Source organism: Mycobacteriales bacterium, assembly GCA_030697205.1.
GTDB lineage: Bacteria > Actinomycetota > Actinomycetes > Mycobacteriales > SCTD01 > JAUYQP01.
Genome location: JAUYQP010000022.1, coordinates 1 through 17,125, shown reverse-complemented (window position 1 = coordinate 17,125; position 17,125 = coordinate 1). Strand labels below are relative to the sequence as shown.

Genomic DNA, 17,125 nt, shown 5'->3' with positions numbered 1-17,125 from the left:
CATCCTCCCAGCACCCCGGTGCGGTCCAGCACCCCCCGGGCCCTCAGCCCTGCTGCGCCCTCACCGTCGCCGTGGCCGGTGCCGTCCGTGCCGCCACCAGGGACCCCAGGACGAGGGCGACGAGGACCACGAGCAGCGAGGGCAGGACACCGAGCCGCTGCGGCTCGGCGAGCAGCCCGACCAGGGGCGGGCCCGCGAGGAAGGCGGTGTAGCCGATGGAGCTCACGACCGACACCCGGACCGCAGCGCCCCGCGGGTCGTCGGCAGCGGCGCTCATCCCGACCGGGAAGCCCAGCGCCGAGCCGGCTCCCCAGGCGAGCGCCCCGAGCAGCACCACGGGCAGCGACGGACCGGTCACGACCAGGGCCACGCCGACCGCAGCGAGCGCTGCGGACGCGCGCAGGACCGCGGGGCGACCGTGCCGGGCGAGCAGCGCGCCGCCGGTGGCCCGGACCAGCGTCATGGTCGAGACGAAGCAGGCGAAGCCCAGCGCACCGGTGCTGCCGCTCTCGCCGTGGCCGTCGACCAGCGCGACGGCGAGCCAGTCGTTGGCGGTGCCCTCCGCGAAGGCGAAGCACAGGACGAGCAGGCCGACGGCCAGGGTGCGGGGCTCGCGCCAGGCCGCGGCGGTCGAGAGCCCTTGCCGGTCGGCGTGCTCGGCGGTGACGGGCAGGAAGGCCCGCACAGCGCCTGTGACGACGAGGACTGCGACGAGCCCGGTGACCGACAGCTGGACCGGCACCCCCACGTCGAGAGCCGCGGCGGCGGCTCCGAGCAGCGCCCCGAGGACGGTGCCGATGCTGAAGCCCGCGTGGAAGCGCGGCATGAGGACCCGGCCGAGCGCGCGCTCCACGCCAGCGGCCTCGACGTTCATCGCGACGTCCCACACCCCGACGCCGAGTCCGGTGAGGCCGAGGCCCACACCCGTGGCGAGGGCGTCACCGCCGGAGACACCACGGGCGACGAGCAGCAGCCCGACACCGACCACGCCGGCTCCCGCCACCACGGTGCGGTCGGGGCCGAGCCGGGTCGACAGCGGGCCGGCGAGCGGCAGCCCGAGCACGGACCCCGCCGACAGGCACAGCAGCAGCAGACCTAGCTCGCCCGTGGTCAGGGAGAGCGCGTCCCGGACGGCCGGGAGCCTGGACACCCAGGAGGCGAACACGACGCCGTTGAGGACGAAGACGAGCGCGACCGCCGTCCTCGCCCGCTCGGCGGTGGGACGCGCCGTCACCGGGACTGGGTCGTCCAGCTGGCGTGCAGCTGGCGGTAGACCCCCGGCTGCCCGACGAGCTCGCGGTGCGGCCCGCGCTGCACGACCCGGCCGGCGTCGACGACGATCACCTCGTCGGCCGCCTCGGCGGTCGACAGCCGGTGCGCGATCGCCAGCGTCGTGCGGCCGCGGGTGAGCGAGTCGAGGGCCCGCTGCAGCCGCACCTCCGTGGCGGGGTCGACCGCGGAGGTCGCCTCGTCGAGGACGAGCAGGTCGGGGTCGGCGATGTAGGCGCGCGCGATCGCGACGAGCTGGCGCTCGCCCACCGACAGCGACTCGCCGCGCTCGCCCACCGCCGTCTGCAGGCCGTGCGGGAGCCCCTCGACCCAGTCGGCGAGGCCGAGCTCGGTGAACGCCAGGGCGATGTCGTCGTCGGTGGCGTCGCTGCGGCCGTAGCGGACGTTGTCGGCGACGGTGGTGTCGAACAGGAAGCCGTCCTGGGGCACCATCACGACCCGGCTGCGCAGGGAGTCGAAGGCGACCCCGCGCAGCGGGACACCCGTCAGCAGGACCTCTCCGGTCGTCGGGTCCATCAACCGGGTGAGCAGCTTGGCGAAGGTCGTCTTGCCAGACCCGGTCTCCCCCACGACCGCGACCCGGGTGCGGGGCGCGATGTCGAGGGTGACGTCGTGCAGGACGGTCGGCCCGCCGGGGTAGGCGTAGGAGACGCCGTCGAAGCGCACGCCCACGGGTCCGGACGGGAGCACCACGCCGTCGACCGGGTCGGCGACGTCGCTCGGCGTGTCGAGCACCCCGAGGACGCGGCGCATGCCGGCGACGGCGTTCTGCGCCTCGTTGAGGACCTCGGTCGCGACCTGGACCGGCTGGACGAACAGCGTCACGAGGAACAGGAAGCCGACCAGTCGGCCCGTGGTGATGCCACCGTCCACCCCCAGCAGCACCCCGACGACGATCACGGCGCCGGTCGCGACGGCGGCGGTCAGCTCACCTGAGGAGAACGTCGTCGCGGCGATCCGCTGCGCCGCGGTCTGGGCCTGCTGGGTGCGGGAGACCGCCAGGTCGATGCGCTCCGCGGTGCGGGCCTCGACGCCGTGCGCCTTGATGACCGGCGCGCCGACGACCGACTCGGCGATGGCTCCGAGCAGCTCACCGATGCGCACCCGGACCGCGCCGTAGGCCCGCTGCAGCCGGCTCTGGAACCACCGGACCCCGAAGAACAGCGGCAGGAAGCACAGGTAGGTGACCAGCGTCAGCTGCCACGACCAGGCCAGCATCAGCACGGTCGCGAGCAGCAGCTGCGCGGCGCTGACCAGCACGAGCAGGCCGCCCCACTGCATGAAGGTGCTCATCGTGTCGACGTCGGAGGTGACCCGCGAGACCAGCGAGCCGCGGCGCTCGGCCTGCTGGTGCAGCACCGACAGGTCGTGGACGCGGCGGAACGCCCGCACGCGCAGCGCCGCGAGGCCGTCCTCGGTGGTGCGGTAGAGCCGCACGTTCATGAGGTACGCCGCGACGGCGGTCAGCAGGACGGCCAGCAGGGCGAGCCCGCACGCCAGGCGGACCAGCCCCAGGTCGGGTCCGCCCTCGGCGAGCAGGCCGTGGTCGATGGTCTGCTGGACCGCGACGGGCACGACGACCCTGCCGCCGGTGGCGAGCAGCGCGAGCAGCAGCGTGACGCCCAGGCCACGGCGGAACTCCGGCGTCAGCCGCAGGCCGTGGGCGAGCGTCGCGAAGGACCCGCGCTCGACGGTGCGGTCGTCGACGGTCGTGGCAGTCGGGCCGGCGGTGCTGGTGGCGGTCACGTCACCCTGCCGGTCTCGAGCTGCTCCAGCGCCTCGAGCGCCTCCAGCTCCACGGCGTCACGCTCGGCCTCGGCGCGCTCGTAAGCGGTCACGAGGTTGCGGTAGCCGTCGGAGGTCGCGAGCAGGTGGTCGTGGCTGCCCCGCCCGGTGACGCGGCCGTCGTCGAGGAAGACGACCTCGTCGGCGAGGGCGATCGTCGCGCGGCGGTAGGCCACGACGACGACCGTCGAGGGCAGGCCTGCGGCGCGCAGCCCGGTGAGGATGCGCTGCTCGACCTGCGGGTCGACCGAGGAGGTCGCGTCGTCGAGGACGAGCAGCCGCGGGCGGCGCACGAGCGCCCGCGCGAGCGCGAGCCGCTGCCGCTGGCCACCGGAGAGCGTCGTGCCGCGCTCACCCACCACGGTGTCGAGCCCCGCGGGCAGGGCGCGCACGAAGCGCTCGGCCTGCGCGACCTGCAGCGCGGTCCAGACCTCGTCGTCGGTGAAGGGTTGACCGAGCGTGACGTTGCCGCGCACGGTGTCGTCGAACAGGAAGGTCTGCTGGGGGACCAGCGCGGCGGAGCGGGCGACCTGGCCCGGGGCGAGAGCCGGCAGCGGGGTGTCGTCGTACGCGACCTGGCCGGTGACCGGGTCGACGAGGCGGACGAGCAGCGAGGCGACGGTGGACTTGCCCGCGCCGGTGGGACCGACCAGTGCGACGGTCCGGCCCGCGGGGACCTCGAAGCTGACGTCGGTCAGGACGACGTCGTCGCCGTGGGCGAACCCCGCCCCGCGCAGCGCGACCGACACCGGGCCGTGGCCCGGAAGGTCGGCGGTGCCGTGCTCGAGGGAGCCCTGCGCGGTGAGCACGCCCTGGACGCGGTCCCAGCCGACGACGCTGCGCGGCAGCTCGTTGAGGACCCAGCCGACCGCGCGGACGGGGAAGGCGAGCAGGGTGAAGAGGTAGGCGACACGGACCAGCTCGCCGCTGTCGATCGCGCCGCTGCCGACCCGCGAGGTGCCGGCGACGAGGACGACGAGCACACCGATGACGGGCAGCGCCTCCATGACCGGGTCGAAGAGCCCGCGCACGCGGCCGACCTGCGTCATCGTGTCGCGCAGCTCGAGCGCCTTGGCCCGGAAGCGGGCCGTCTCGTCCGCCTCCCTGCCGAGCGTCTTGACGACGAGCGCGCCGTCGAACGACTCGTGGGCGATGGTGCTGACCTCGCCGCGCTGCTGCTGCGCGAGCGTCATGAGCGGCGTCATCCGCGTGGAGTAGACGACCGTGAGGACGGCGATCGCCGGGAAGACGATCGAGCCGACCAGCGCCAGCACCGGGTCGGTGACGACGAGCAGGCCGAGTGTCCCCACCAGCATGACGACGACACCGACCGCGAACGGGAAGGGCGCGATGGGCCCCCACGCCGCCTCGACGTCGCTGTTGGCGTTGGAGAGCAGCTGGCCGGTCGGGTGGCGCTGGTGCCAGGCGAGCGGGAGGCGGAGGTACTGGCGAGTGACCCGGCGGCGGTAGTCGGCCTGCAGGCGGTACTGCATGATCCCGGCCCCGATGCGTCGGGCGATGATGCCTACGATCTTCAGTGTCGCGACCCCGAGGACGGCGAGGAAGCTGCCGACCAGCGCCGCGGTCGAGACGTCACCGCGGCGGATGCTCGGCTCGATGACGGTCTCGGTGATGTGGCCGAAGACGTAGGCCTGCGCGATCGTCATGAGACCGAACAGCGCCGACCCGACGGCGGAGACCGCGAAGATCCCCCGCTGCTCGGTGACCGCGACCCAGAGGACGCCGAAGCCCCGGCGGATCACACCGGGCGGTGTCCGTGCGGGGTCGGTCACGCGGCTCCTCGGGTCGTCAGGGGCGGGCGCACCCTCCCAGTACCGACACCGGGGTGTCACCCGTGATTCCCGCGCGGCTCAGCGGACCGGGTGGCCGGCCTCCCGCAGCGCGCCCTTGACGTCGCCGATCGTGAGCTGGCCGAAGTGGAAGACGCTGGCCGCGAGCACGGCGTCCGCGCCCGCGTCGACGGCGGGTGCGAAGTGCTCCAGCGCACCCGCTCCCCCGCTCGCGATCACGGGCACGTGCACGGCGGACCGCACGGCCCGCAGCATCTCGAGGTCGTAGCCGGCGCGGGTGCCGTCGGCGTCCATCGAGTTGAGCAGGACCTCACCGACGCCGAGCTGCTCGCCGCGGGCCGCCCACTCGACCGCGTCGAGCCCGGTGCCCTGACGGCCGCCGTGGGTGGTGACCTCGTAGCCGCTCGGGGTGCCCGGCGCGCGCCGGGCGTCGACCGAGAGGACCAGCACCTGGTTGCCGAAGCGGGTCGCGATGTCGCTGAGCAGCTCGGGCCGGGCGATCGCCGCGGTGTTGACCCCGACCTTGTCGGCGCCGGCCCGCAGCAGCCGGTCGACGTCGTCGACGGAGCGGACGCCACCGCCGACGGTCAGGGGGATGAAGACCTGCTCGGCGGTCCGGCGGACCACGTCGTAGGTCGTCTCGCGCGACCCGCTGCTCGCGGTGATGTCGAGGAACACCAGCTCGTCGGCACCCTCGGCGTCGTAGACCCGGGCCATCTCGACGGGGTCGCCCGCGTCGACGAGGTCGGTGAAGTTGACGCCCTTCACGACCCGCCCCGCGTCGACGTCGAGGCAGGGCACCACCCGGACGGCGCGGGTCACGGGTCGGTGCGGGTGAGCTCGACGGTCAGCGGACCGACCCGCAGGCTCAACCCGCCACGGGCAGGGACAGCCAGGCGCGGCCGGGTCCACTGGAGCGGGGTCCAGCGCAGCGCCACCGACGGGGTGCTGTCGTCGGGCGGGCGGGGCAGCGCCGGCTTGGGCGCGACCCGCTCGGCCTGCAGGTCGTCGAGCAGGTCGTTCACGCGATCCCCCTGGCGGTGGCTGCGGCGAGCACCTCGTCGGCGAGCGCGGTGTAGGCCAGCGCGACCGGCGAGGTAGGAGCGGACAGCACCACCGGCCGCTTGGCGAGGGTGGCGCTGGGCACCCGGCGCGACAGCGGGATGCGCGTCTCGAGCAGGGGCAGGTCGGTGCCGGCGAGCGCCTCGGCCACCTCGCGGGCGGCCCGCCCCTCCTTGTCCCACAGGGAGCAGGCCAGGCCGAGCAGCTGCGCGGAGGTGTTCTCGAAGCGGCGGTGCTGGTCGAGGAAGGCCGACACCCGGACCGCGCCGAGCGCCGAGCCCGGGTCAGAGGTGAAGACCGTCAGGACCGCGTCGGCCGCGCACACGGCAGCCAGCGTGAGGTTGCCCAGGTCGCCGTGGGTGTCGAGCAGCACGTGGTCGTAGTCGTCGACGAGGGGGCGCAGGACCCGGCGTACGGCCGTCGTGATCCCGCCCTGAGCCGCCAGCGCCGTCCCGACTGCTTCCAGCGAGGAGTGGGCAGGCAGCACGTCGACACCGGGGGCGGCGTCGGTGCGGACCACCGAGCGAGGGTCGGCGTCGAGGTCCTCGAGCAGCCCGGCGAGGGAGTCGTCGCGGCCCTTCGCGACCACCCCGAAGGCGCGACCCAGGGAGTCCTGCGGGTCGGCGTCGACAGCGAGCACCCGCAGGCCGCGGGCGCCGAGCGCTGCGGCGAGGTTGGCGGCGGTGGCGGTCTTGCCCACGCCGCCCTTGGACGAGCAGACGGCCAGCCTCATGCCGCAGAGTGTCGCAGCCCGCAGGCCCGCTGCCCCTGTCCCGCCGCCGTGTCCTCGCTCACCCCCCGCCCCGCAACCCCCGCCCCGCAACCCCCGGTGATCTTCGCCCTCTTGCGGACCGCCACGCTCACCAGATCGCAAGGAGGCGAAGATCGTCGCCGCGGTGGGTGCGGGGGCGGCGGCAGGACGGGGGTGGCGGCAGGGTCAGGGGGTGGCGGCGGCGGCGACGGCCTGCAGGGCCTCCGGGAGCGTGAAGGCACCCGCGTAGAGCGCCTTGCCGACGATGGCCCCTTCGACCCCGTCGCCCACCAGGCCGACGAGCACCCGCAGGTCGTCCAGCGACGACACGCCACCGGAGGCGACGACAGGGCGATCGGTGGCGGCGCAGACGTCACGCAGCAGCTCGACGTTGGGGCCGGTCAGGGTGCCGTCGCGCTTGACGTCGGTGACGACGTAGCGCGCGCAGCCCTCGGCGTCGAGGCGCGCGAGGACCTCGAACAGCTCGCCACCGTCCTGGGTCCAGCCGCGCGCCGACAGGGTCGTGCCGCGCACGTCGAGGCCGACGGCGATCCGGTCGCCGTGGCGGGCGATCGCCGACGCGCACCACTCGGGGGTCTCGAGCGCCGCGGTCCCGAGGTTGACGCGCGCGCAGCCGGTGGCGAGCGCCCGCTCGAGGGACTCGTCGTCGCGGATGCCGCCCGACAGCTCGACCCGCACGTCGAGGCGACCGACGACGTCGACGAGCAGGTCGTAGTTGCTGCCGCGTCCGAAGGCCGCGTCGAGGTCGACGAGGTGGACCCACTCCGCACCATCGGTCTGCCACTGCAGCGCCGCGTCGAGCGGTGAGCCGTAGGACGTCTCCGAGCCGGCGGCTCCTTGGACGAGGCGGACCGCCTGCCCGTCGGCGACGTCGACGGCGGGCAGCAGCTCGAGCGGGTTCACAGTCGTCTCCTGGTGGCGGTGTCGCGGGTGAGGACCACGACGAGGGGCAGTGCGGCAAGCGACATGATCGCGAAGCCGATGCGGGTGCGGGTCTCGGGGAAGACCTGCCACACGAGGAACTGCGTGGCGAGCCAGCCGACCGCGAGGCTGAGCCGGACCCGGGTGGGCAACGCCCCGAACCGCTTCTGCTTCGGGGGCCGGGGCGGGATCGTGGGCTTGAGCTTCTCGACGCGCGCCTTGCGCTCACGGGCCTTGGCTGCGCGCGCGACCTCGGCGGCCCGGGCGGCCTGCCGGGCCTCGCGATCGCGCTGACGCTGCTTGCTCACAGCGTCCTCAACCAGTTCTGCAGCAGCGCGAGACCCGCGTCGCCGCTCTTCTCCGGGTGGAACTGGGTGGCCGACAGCGGCCCGCGCTCGACGGCAGCGGCGAAGCGCTCGCCGTGGACCGCGGTGGTGGTCAGCGCGTCCGGGACCTCGCGGGCGGCGTAGGAGTGCACGAAGTAGAAGCGCTGGTCCTCGACGCCCGCGAACAGCGCAGAGCCGGCCGGCACGTCGACGGTGTTCCAGCCCATGTGCGGCACGACGTCGGCCTGCAGCCGGGTGACGGTGCCGGGCAGGATCCCCATACCGGTGGTCTCGACGCCGTGCTCGACGCCCTTCTCGAACAGCACCTGCATCCCGACGCAGATGCCGAGCACCGGCCGCCCCTTGCGCAGCCGGTCCCAGACGACCGTCGCGCCGCGCACCGCGTTGACCGCGGCCATGCAGTGGGCGAAGGCACCCACACCGGGTACGACGAGACCGTCCGCCTCGCGGGCGGCCTGCTCGTCGCTGGTGACCTCGACGTCGGCCCCGGCCCGAGCGAGCGCGCGCTCGGCGGAGCGCAGGTTGCCGGAGCCGTGGTCGAGGACGACGACCCGCGTCACCGCCGGACCTTCGGGCGGCGCGGCCGCGCGGGCGTCACGGCATCGGGGGTCGCCCGCCCCGAGCGCCACGACGAGAACGCGATCCGGCAGGGCCACCCCGCGCCGGCGAGGGCGCCCGCGACGAACAGCACGTAGAGGACCGTCAGCCAGCTCACAGCGAGCCCTTGGTGGAGGGCACTCCCGCCACCCGCGGGTCCAGCTCGCAGGCGGTGCGCAGCGCCCGCGCGACGGACTTGAACTGCGCCTCCACGACGTGGTGGGCGTTGCGGCCCGACAGCACCCGCACGTGCAGGGCGATGCCGGACTGCGCGACGAAGCTCTCCCAGATGTGCTTGGTGAGCGTCGTGTCGTAGGAGCCGATCAGCTCGACGATCTGCGGCTCCTCGTGCACGAGGTAGGGCCGGCCGGACAGGTCCACGGCGGCCTGCACCAGGCACTCATCGAGCGGCACCAGTGCGTCGCCGAAGCGGCGGATGCCGGCCTTGTCGCCCAGCGCCTCGCGCAGCGCCTGACCGATCGCGAGCGAGGTGTCCTCGACGGTGTGGTGGGCGTCGACCTCGAGGTCGCCCTTGGTGACGACGGTCAGGTCGAACCCGCCGTGCCGACCGAGTTGCGCGACCATGTGGTCGAAGAAGGGGACCCCGGTGTCGGACGAGGCCTGACCGGTCCCGTCGATGTCGAGCTCGACGCGGACGTCGCTCTCCTTGGTCACGCGCTCGACAAGCGCCCTGCGGCTCATGGGATCAGGCTATCCGCGCTCGACAGGTCCAGCCGCGTCGGCCGACCGATCCGCACGTCGACACCCGGCGACCACAGCACGTGGGGCGGGAGGTCCGGAGCCGGCAGGCCAGCTGCCACGACGAGGTCGTCGCTGACGACGGCCGTCGCTGCGTGGAGCCGCCAGGGCGCGTGGTGCACCGGCGCCCAGGCCGTCTGCCCGCCGTACCAGGTCGAGAACAGCCCCCACCGCGACGTGAGGAAGCTGCTCAGCGGGTCCGGGGCTCGCAGCTCGTCGCCGATCCGCACCCGCACCGTGCCACCGGCCCCTCTCGGTCCGGGCCAGCGGCGCCGCGTGGTGTAGGTCCGACTGTCGCCGTCGCGCGCGACCGACATCCGGGCCCAGGTGTAGGGCAGGTGGTAGGTGGCACGGGCCGCGAGGACGGGCAGCAGCCGGGCGGCCTCCAGCGACCTGAAGACCACGCCACGCCGGCCCGTGCCGTCGACGGCGTAGAGGCGGACGTTGGTCTCGGCGAAGTGCGACAGGTGCGGGATCGCGGGAGTCCCCAGGATCCGCACGCCAGACATGACGAACGGGACCAGCCCGACCCAGGTCTGGCCCTCGTGCACGTCGGGTCGGGTCCCTGCGGGCAGCAGCGGCGCCACGACGGCGGGGTCCACCGGCCAGTGCAGGAAGGTGAGGTCCTGCCAGCTCTGCCGGAAGACCGCGCGCCGCACCTCCCGGGGTGGCGAGTCCGTCACGGGCTCGACCACGTCAGCCCTGGACCACACCGGCAAGGGCTGCCAGGAAGGCGGACGTCTCGTCGGGCGTGCCGGCGTTGACCCTCAGCCAGCCGGCCAGGCCCGGGGTGGTGGACAGGTCGCGGACGAGCACGCCCGCGTCGAGCAGCGACCGCCACGTCGCGGGCGGGTCGGTGAACGGCCCGAACAGGCAGAAGTTCGCGCCGGTGGGGACGACCGTCAGGCCGAGCGCGGTGATGCCGGCGACCATCCGGTCGCGCTGCGCCTTGACGGCGTCGACCGTGCCGAGCAGCTCGTCGGTGCGCGCGAGGGCGGCCCGGGCGGCGGCCTGGGTGAGGGCCGACAGGTGGTAGGGCAGCCGCACCAGCTGGAGAGCGTCGACGACCTCCTCCGACGCGGCGAGGTAGCCGAGCCGCAGGCCCGCCCCGGCGAAGGCCTTCGACATCGTGCGCGACACGAGCAGCCGCGGGAAGTCGGCGAGCAGGGTGACCGCGGAGGTCGCCGCGCCGAACTCGGCGTACGCCTCGTCGACCACGACCATGCCGTCGCTCGCCTCGCAGACCGCGGCCACGACGTCGAGCCCGGTGACGGTGCCGGTCGGGTTGTTGGGGGTCGTGAGGAAGGTGACCGCCGGCCGGTGGGCGCGTACCGCGGCGACCGCGGCGTCGGCACCGAGGGTGAAGTCGGGGGCCCGCAGCTCACCGACCCAGCGCATGCCGGTGCCCTGTGCGAGCAGGGGGTGCATGGAGTACGACGGCTCGAACCCGAGCGCGGTGCGGCCGCTCCCGCCGAAGGCCTGGCAGACCTGCTGCAGCACCTCGTTGGAGCCGTTCGCCGCCCAGACCTGGCCGACCGACAGGGCGACCCCGGTGACCCTGGAGAGGTACGACGCGAGGTCCGTCCGCAGGGCGATCGCGTCGCGGTCGGGGTAGCGGTTGAGGGTGCGCGCCGCCTGCGCGACCGCCGCCGCGATGTCGGCGACGAGTGCCTCCGACGGCGGGAAGGGATTCTCGTTGACGTTGAGCTGGACGGCGTCAGGCAGCTGCGGAGCGCCGTAGGGGCGCTTGCCGACCAGGTCGTCGCGGACCGGCAGGCTCACCGGTCCCGCACCCGGACCTGCACGGCCTCGACGTGGGCGTGCAGGTCCTCCGCCCCGCCGAGCGCGGTGACGTGGGGGGCGACGGTGGCGAGCGCCTCGGCGGTGTAGTGGACGAGCGACATCCGCTTGAGGAACGACTGCGCTGACAGCCCGCTGGAGAAGCGCGCGGTGCCGCCGGTGGGCAGCACGTGGTTGGAGCCCGCGAGGTAGTCGCCGAGCGACACCGGGGTGTGGCCGCCGATGAAGACCGCGCCGGCGTTGCGGACCCGGCGGGCCCGCTCCGGGGCGTCGGCCGTGATGACCTCGAGGTGCTCGGCCGCCCAGGCGTCGACGACCTCGAGGCCCTGCTCGAGGTCCTCGACGAGGACGTGGGAGGACTGGCCGGCGAGGGCGGTCTCGATGCGCTCGCGGTGCGTGGACGCCGGGACCTGCGTGCGCAGCTCCGCGTCGACGGCGTCGAGCAGCGCCTCGCTCGGGGTGACCAGCAGGCACGCAGCGAGCGGGTCGTGCTCGGCCTGGGCGACGAGGTCGGCGGCGACGTGAGCCGCGACGGCAGTGTCGTCGGCGAGGATCGCGATCTCGGTCGGGCCCGCCTCGGAGTCGATGCCGACCTTGCCCTGCACGAGCCGCTTGGCCGCGGTGACGTAGACGTTGCCGGGGCCGGTGATGACGTCGACGCGAGGGCAGCCCTCGATGCCGTAGGCCAGCATCGCGACGGCCTGGGCGCCACCGACGGCGTAGACCTCCTCGACGCCGAGCAGGGCGCAGGCGGCCATGACGACCGGGTGCGGCAGGCCGTCGGCCTTCGGGGGCGAGCAGACGGCGAGGCTCTCGACGCCGGCCACCTGGGCGGGCACGACGTTCATGACGACCGAGCTCGGGTAGGCCACGCGGCCGCCGGGGACGTAGAGGCCGACGCGGCGGACCGGCACCCAGCGCTCGGTCACGGTGGCGCCCTCGACGACCTGCACGACCTCGTCGGCGCGCAGCTGGGCGGTCGAGACGCGACGGGCCCGCACGACCGCCTCCTCGAGTGCGGCGCGCACGGCCGGGTCGAGCGCGGCAAGGGCCGCGGTCAAGGCCTCAGCCGGGACGCGGACGGTCTCGAGCCGGACTCCGTCGAAGCGCTCGGTGGCGTCCAGCACGGCGGCCAGCCCCCGGTCGCGGACGTCCTCCACGGTGGGGCGCACCAGGTCGGTGCCGGCGGCGACGTCGAGGACCGCGCGCGGCAGCAGCGGGAGCGGGTCGGCGTCACGTCGACCGCGTAGGTCGATCCGGGTCAGCACGGCGGCGCTCCAGGTCTGGCGGTGGGGGCTGGCGGACTGCCCACGCTACCGGCGGTGATCAGCGCGCACCGCCCGAGACCGGCGTGACAGCCGCCACGCGACCTACCCTCGACAGGTGCTCCCGCTCTTCCCGCTCGGCCTCGTGCTGCTGCCCGGGCTCGTCCTGCCGCTGCACGTCTTCGAGGACCGCTACCGCGTGCTCGTCGGCGAGCTGCTCGAACGACCCGAGGACCAGCGCGACATCGGGATCATCGCGATCCGCCAGGGCCGGGAGGTCGGCGAGGAGGGCGTGGCTGCGCTGCACGAGGTCGGCACGGTCGCGAGGCTGCGGCGGGTCTCGCCCTACCCCGACGGGCGCTACGACATCGTCGTGACGGGCGGGCAGCGCTTCCGGCTCGGTGCGCTCGAGCGCGGAAAGCCCTACCTGCGCGGCCACGTCGACCTGCTTCGCGACGAGGTCGGTGACGAGGCGCTCGCCGGGGTGCTGGCCACCGCGGTCGGCGAGGCCACCGGCGACTACCTCGCAGCCCTTCGCTCGGCCTCCGGCGAGGGGCTCGACGAGCTCGACCTGCCGAGCGACCCCACCGCGCTGTCCTACGCCGTCGCCGCGGCCCTGCTCATCGACCTCGAGGACCGCCAGCGGCTGCTCGCCGCGACGGACGCCACGACCAGGCTGCGGGCCGAGCTGGCCCTGCTGCGCCACGAGACACGGCTGCTGAGCGTGCTGTCGAGCGCCCCCGCGCCCGAGCTCGCCCGGACGCCGGTCAACCCCAACTAGGAGGCAGCGTCCCGCTTGTAGGCCAGCGGGACGAGGAAGCCGAGCAGGGCGGCGAGCGGCCAGCCGACGGTCGCCTCACGGGCCAGCAGCCGGACGTTGGCCTCGAGCTCGGCCGGCGCGCCCGAGGCGACGGCCGCGCGGAAGTCCGCCCGCCCGACCCGGGTGCCGACCTCGGCGGCGACGAACGACGCGGCCAGCGACGCGATCGCCAGCGCGACCACGACAGCCGGGCCCCAGCGCCGAAGCGTGCGCCAGCAGGCGTAGCCGATCGCCCCGCCCACCAGGCAGGTGAGCAGGACGAAGGACGCGTCGGAGCCGATGAAGTCCTCGGCCTCGGGCTCGGTGAAGCCCGCTCCCTGCGCCTGCACGACGACGTCAGCGTGGGGGGCGAGGGCCGACCAGAGCAGACCCACGGGTGCCGCCAGGAGCAGCACGCCCGCGGCCACGCTGAGGGCGACGAGCAGGTCCGAGAGCAGCGACGGCCGCGGCGACGGCGCGTGCGGCCCCTTCCCGAAGGCAGCGAGCGGTCCGGTGCTGAGGTCGCGCTCCGGCGGCGCCCACGGGTTCATCACCCCCACATCCTGCCTTCCGGGCGCTCCGACCCGTACTCTGCCCCGCGTGCGCCGCGCCCCGCTCCGTCTGCTCACCGGTGGTCTGATGCTCGTGCTGCCGCTGTCAGGCTGCAGCTCCGACGGCGACGACCGGCCGAGCGCGGCAGTGGTCTCCGCGCCCGTCCCCGGCATCACACTGCCTCCCGACCCGCTGCGCGAGCTCGTCCCGACGCCCGCCGAGGCACCGGCGGGCATGACCCCGCTGCTCACCGCGACCGGCCGGCGCGACCTCGCAGCGATCGCGGCCTTCTCCGCCGACCCTGCTGCGGCAGGCAAGGCCCTGAAGGCCAACGGCTTCACCAGCGCCTACACGGTGCTGTACGCCCACCCGACCGACGGCCGGGTCCTGTCGGTCGTGGCGGTGCGCTTCCGCACGGTGAAGGGCGCCAGCGCCGACCTCGCTGGTGACCTCGCAGCGGGTGGCGGCACGAAGGTCGCGGTGGAGCAGGTGGGAGACCAGTCCGCGGCCAGCACCCAGCCGCTGCCCGACAACGGTGGGCAGCTGCTCACCCTGCGCTTCCGGTCCGGGCCCACGACCTGGCTGGTGGCCTACGGCGCGCGCCCGACGCCCGACCCTTCCGTGGCCGTCAGGATCGCCAAGGCCCTGGTCGCCCGCGCCGCGAGCTAGTTGCCGCGCACCACCACGAGCTGGTCGCCGGCCTTCAGCGGCGACACCCCGGGGTCGCAGAAGTGCAGCGTCGCTCCCTCTCGGACCACCGCGACGACGAGGTCGGCGGTCGCCCGCACGTCGCTGCCGACCTCGGCGGGGGCGATCGCTCGGTTGACGAGCTCGAGTCCCTCGCCGGGCACGAGCAGGTCCTCGAAGACCGCGCCCGTCGCGGGCGACGCGACCGACACGCCGAGCAGCCGGCCGGCGGCCTCCGACGACACGATCACCGCGTCGGCGCCGGAGTGCTTGAGCAGCGCGGCGTTCTGCGACTCACGGACGGCCGCGACGACGTAGGCCGTCGGGTTGCCCGTTCGCACCGTCAGGGTGACGAGCACGGCTGAGTCGTCGCGCGGGACCGCCACGACGACGCGTGCGGCCGTCGCGAGCTGCGCCCGGGCGAGCACCTCGTCGCGGGTGCCGTCGCCCTGCACTACCGCGATCCCGTCGGCGGTCGCCTCCGCGACGTGGCGCGGGTCGGACTCGACCGCGACGACCTGCGACAGGTCGGTGCCGTCCTCGATGAGGGCGCGCACCGCGCTGCGCCCCTTTGTGCCGTAGCCGACGACGATCGTGTGGTCTCGCAAGGTGGCCCTCCACCGGCTCTGCCGGATCTGGTCGCGGGTGCGCTCGGTGAGGACCTCGACGGTGGTGCCGACGAGGACGATGAGAAAGAGGATCCGCATGGGCGTGATGACGAGGACGTTGAGCAGCCGGGCCGTGTCGCTCGCCGGCGTGATGTCGCCGTAGCCGGTCGTGGAGAGGCTGACTGTCGAGTAGTAGAGCGCATCGAGGAAGGACACCCCGTCCTCGTTGACGTCGCGGTAGCCGTCGCCGTCGAGCCAGACGAAGACGGCGACGCCGAGCAGCAGCCCCAGCGCGATGACAAGGCGGCGTACGACGGAGGCGAGCGGCGCGAGCTCCTTTTGCGGCAGGACGAGCGTCGCGTCGCTCGCGACCACGGGAACCGGCCGGAGCCGGGGCAGGACGGCCACTCAGTGCCAGCTGTCCGCCGTGCGCCAGACGAGGACGTCGAGCACACGCAGGGACGGGACCGCGGAGTCGCAGACCCGGTCGAGCTCGGCGAACGCGTCAGCCTCGCTGCGCAGGTCGTCGCGCATCTGCAGGCAGAGCAGGCCCATGAACTCGCGCCAGCTGCGGTGCGCCGCGCGCTCGATGGCGCCGGGTGCTGTGTAGCTCTCGAAGATGCGGCTGTCGTAGAGCGGCACGAGGTCGGGGCGCTTGCGGTGCAGCACCTTCGACAGGATCGTCCCGCGGACGCCCTTGCCGGCGTAGGGCGTCTCGTCGAGCACGGCGAACAGGTCGGCGACCTGGGACACGACGTCGTCGCCGGCGTCCTGCAGCGCCACCGGCGGGAGGTCGGCGACGCCCTGGATGTGGGGCAGCAGCTCGCTCAGCAGCCGGAAGCGACCGCGGTCGACCTCGGTGCCGATGAGGGCGGGCGCGAGCAGGTCCGCGTCGACGAGCGACGACGCACCGTTGGTCACGAGCCGGTCGTAGGCGGGGTAGGCGTAGCCGTTGCGCACGTCGAGGTAGTCGAGCAGGACCTGGTCGGGGTGCTCCACCTCCAGCGTGCCGGCACACAGGCGCATGGTGTCCACGCCGTCAGCCTGCCACGCGCCGGCTCACGGCGGGAGCGGGCCGGTCCACACCTCGCGCAAGGTGCCAGCGACGCTCTCGACGTAGGTGCCGCTGACGTCGGGCTGGGGGCGCGGAGGCAGCGTCCCGGCGGCGGCGTGCCGCAGGAGCAGAGGCAGCACAGACAGGTCGAGCTCGCCGTAGCCCTCCCACGTCGGCGGCGTCACCGTGTCGACCGCCACGTGCTTGAGCAGCTGCTCGACCCGGGCGGGGTGCGCGGGACGCCCGCGGCGCCGGGCAGCCTCCACCGCTCGCGCGGCCAGACCCGCGACGAACGGCGCAGCGAAGCTGGTGCCGCCGTCCGGCGAGTAGGCATCGTCCGCGGTCGCAGCAGCCGAGGTCGGAACGTGCTCGGCGACCACCTCCGGGTCCGTCGTGAAGAGCAGGCCCTGCTCCCCCGCTGCCCCCACCGACAGCGCGGCGCGTGAGTTGCCGAAGCCGCGGGCCCACCCGGGCTCGCCGGGGAGCGCACCCACGTTGCCCCAGCCGTTGCCGTTGGAGACCACGACCGACACCCCCGCGTCGCGGGCCTCCTCGAGCGCCGCAAACAGGTCGCTCACCACCGGGGTAGCAGCCGGCAGCGGCGCCGCGAGGTTGACGGACATGCTGACGACATCGGCCCTGACGGTGACGGTGGCCCAGCGGATCGCGGCCGCCAGGTCGCCGTCGAGGAGGTCGCCGGCGTTGAGCACGCGGGCAACGGCCAGTCGGTAGCCGGGGGCTGCCGAGGGGCTCTTGCTCGCCGACCGGTTGCGTCCGACGGCCATCGACGCGACCGCGGTGCCGTGGCCGTTGTCGTCATAGGGGTCGCGGGCCCGGTCGTCCCAGCGCTGCCCAGGGCGCGGGTTGCGGGCGGGGTGTCAAGTACCGGGTTTGATGGAGGGTCTGAACTCACGCGAAGCGGGTTGCTTCGGTGAGGCTGGACTTGCGGTGCAGGGTCTCGTACTCGACCGGTGGGAGCAGCCCAATCTCGCCGTGAAGGCGTCGATGGTTGAACC

At 74.3% G+C, this 17,125-nt stretch carries 19 protein-coding genes and 1 pseudogene; 2 read left to right on the top strand and 18 right to left on the bottom strand.

The annotated features are described in order from the left end of the window. Positions 1–43: 43 nt before the first annotated feature. The 14 genes from Q8R60_07060 to hisD all read right to left on the bottom strand — a co-directional run bounded on the left by Q8R60_07060 (position 44) and on the right by hisD (position 12,412). Positions 44–1,234 carry an MFS transporter gene (locus tag Q8R60_07060; GenBank protein MDP3712226.1) on the bottom strand — a complete coding sequence of 397 codons (1,191 nt, stop codon included), beginning with the start codon at positions 1,232–1,234 and terminating at the stop codon, positions 44–46. Next, positions 1,231–3,036, bottom strand: coding sequence for an ABC transporter ATP-binding protein (locus Q8R60_07055; GenBank protein MDP3712225.1), 1,806 nt, complete (start codon positions 3,034–3,036; stop codon positions 1,231–1,233). Before Q8R60_07055 ends, Q8R60_07060 begins: the two co-directional genes overlap by 4 nt. Next, a complete protein-coding gene (locus tag Q8R60_07050; protein ID MDP3712224.1) occupies positions 3,033–4,868 on the bottom strand; it encodes an ABC transporter ATP-binding protein in 1,836 nt (611 codons plus the stop codon). Before Q8R60_07050 ends, Q8R60_07055 begins: the two co-directional genes overlap by 4 nt. Positions 4,869–4,946: 78 nt before the next feature. After that, positions 4,947–5,708 (bottom strand): imidazole glycerol phosphate synthase subunit HisF, encoded by a 762-nt coding sequence (hisF, locus tag Q8R60_07045; GenBank protein ID MDP3712223.1) that lies wholly within the window; start codon positions 5,706–5,708, stop codon positions 4,947–4,949. Next, the gene (locus tag Q8R60_07040) at positions 5,705–5,911 is read right to left on the bottom strand and encodes a hypothetical protein (protein ID MDP3712222.1); all 207 of its coding nucleotides are present in this window, start codon (positions 5,909–5,911) and stop codon (positions 5,705–5,707) included. The genes hisF and Q8R60_07040 overlap by 4 nt, the downstream gene beginning before the upstream one ends. Continuing rightward, positions 5,908–6,681, bottom strand: a complete 774-nt coding sequence (locus Q8R60_07035; protein MDP3712221.1) for a ParA family protein — start codon at positions 6,679–6,681, stop codon at positions 5,908–5,910. Before Q8R60_07035 ends, Q8R60_07040 begins: the two co-directional genes overlap by 4 nt. A gap of 204 nt (positions 6,682–6,885) precedes the next feature. Beyond that, positions 6,886–7,605, bottom strand: coding sequence for a bifunctional 1-(5-phosphoribosyl)-5-((5-phosphoribosylamino)methylideneamino)imidazole-4-carboxamide isomerase/phosphoribosylanthranilate isomerase PriA (priA, locus tag Q8R60_07030; GenBank protein MDP3712220.1), 720 nt, complete (start codon positions 7,603–7,605; stop codon positions 6,886–6,888). Between the two features lie 14 nt (positions 7,606–7,619). Then, a complete protein-coding gene (locus Q8R60_07025) occupies positions 7,620–7,949 on the bottom strand; it encodes a hypothetical protein (protein MDP3712219.1) in 330 nt (109 codons plus the stop codon). Further along, the gene (gene hisH, locus Q8R60_07020) at positions 7,946–8,548 is read right to left on the bottom strand and encodes an imidazole glycerol phosphate synthase subunit HisH (GenBank protein ID MDP3712218.1); all 603 of its coding nucleotides are present in this window, start codon (positions 8,546–8,548) and stop codon (positions 7,946–7,948) included. Before hisH ends, Q8R60_07025 begins: the two co-directional genes overlap by 4 nt. After that, positions 8,545–8,703: a hypothetical protein gene (locus Q8R60_07015; GenBank protein MDP3712217.1), complete on the bottom strand. Its 159-nt coding sequence runs from the start codon at positions 8,701–8,703 to the stop codon at positions 8,545–8,547. Before Q8R60_07015 ends, hisH begins: the two co-directional genes overlap by 4 nt. Further along, positions 8,700–9,287 (bottom strand): imidazoleglycerol-phosphate dehydratase HisB, encoded by a 588-nt coding sequence (gene hisB, locus Q8R60_07010; protein MDP3712216.1) that lies wholly within the window; start codon positions 9,285–9,287, stop codon positions 8,700–8,702. The genes Q8R60_07015 and hisB overlap by 4 nt, the downstream gene beginning before the upstream one ends. Continuing rightward, on the bottom strand, positions 9,284–10,027 hold the full coding sequence (locus Q8R60_07005) for a DUF2071 domain-containing protein (GenBank protein MDP3712215.1): 744 nt from the start codon (positions 10,025–10,027) through the stop codon (positions 9,284–9,286). Before Q8R60_07005 ends, hisB begins: the two co-directional genes overlap by 4 nt. Positions 10,028–10,040: 13 nt before the next feature. Continuing rightward, on the bottom strand, positions 10,041–11,126 hold the full coding sequence (locus Q8R60_07000; protein ID MDP3712214.1) for a histidinol-phosphate transaminase: 1,086 nt from the start codon (positions 11,124–11,126) through the stop codon (positions 10,041–10,043). Then, positions 11,123–12,412 (bottom strand): histidinol dehydrogenase, encoded by a 1,290-nt coding sequence (hisD, locus tag Q8R60_06995; GenBank protein ID MDP3712213.1) that lies wholly within the window; start codon positions 12,410–12,412, stop codon positions 11,123–11,125. The genes Q8R60_07000 and hisD overlap by 4 nt, the downstream gene beginning before the upstream one ends. A gap of 115 nt (positions 12,413–12,527) precedes the next feature. Here hisD and Q8R60_06990 point away from each other — a divergent pair, with 115 nt between their 5' ends. Further along, complete coding sequence (locus tag Q8R60_06990) at positions 12,528–13,190, top strand: LON peptidase substrate-binding domain-containing protein (GenBank protein ID MDP3712212.1); 663 nt, start codon at positions 12,528–12,530, stop codon at positions 13,188–13,190. Here Q8R60_06990 and Q8R60_06985 read toward each other — a convergent pair. Beyond that, complete coding sequence (locus Q8R60_06985) at positions 13,187–13,762, bottom strand: hypothetical protein (protein ID MDP3712211.1); 576 nt, start codon at positions 13,760–13,762, stop codon at positions 13,187–13,189. The genes Q8R60_06990 and Q8R60_06985 overlap by 4 nt on opposite strands. 46 nt (positions 13,763–13,808) lie before the next feature. Between Q8R60_06985 and Q8R60_06980 the strand changes: the two genes are divergently transcribed. Next, positions 13,809–14,429: a hypothetical protein gene (locus Q8R60_06980; GenBank protein MDP3712210.1), complete on the top strand. Its 621-nt coding sequence runs from the start codon at positions 13,809–13,811 to the stop codon at positions 14,427–14,429. Here the strand turns inward: Q8R60_06980 and Q8R60_06975 are convergent. From Q8R60_06975 to Q8R60_06965, 3 genes and pseudogenes are all read right to left on the bottom strand, one after another. Next, on the bottom strand, positions 14,426–15,463 hold the full coding sequence (locus Q8R60_06975) for a potassium channel family protein (protein ID MDP3712209.1): 1,038 nt from the start codon (positions 15,461–15,463) through the stop codon (positions 14,426–14,428). The genes Q8R60_06980 and Q8R60_06975 overlap by 4 nt on opposite strands. Continuing rightward, positions 15,464–16,081, bottom strand: a complete 618-nt coding sequence (locus Q8R60_06970; GenBank protein ID MDP3712208.1) for a DUF6308 family protein — start codon at positions 16,079–16,081, stop codon at positions 15,464–15,466. Positions 16,082–16,114: 33 nt separating this feature from the next. Further along, positions 16,115–16,933, bottom strand: a pseudogene (locus Q8R60_06965) (S8 family serine peptidase). Positions 16,934–17,125 lie beyond the last annotated feature (192 nt).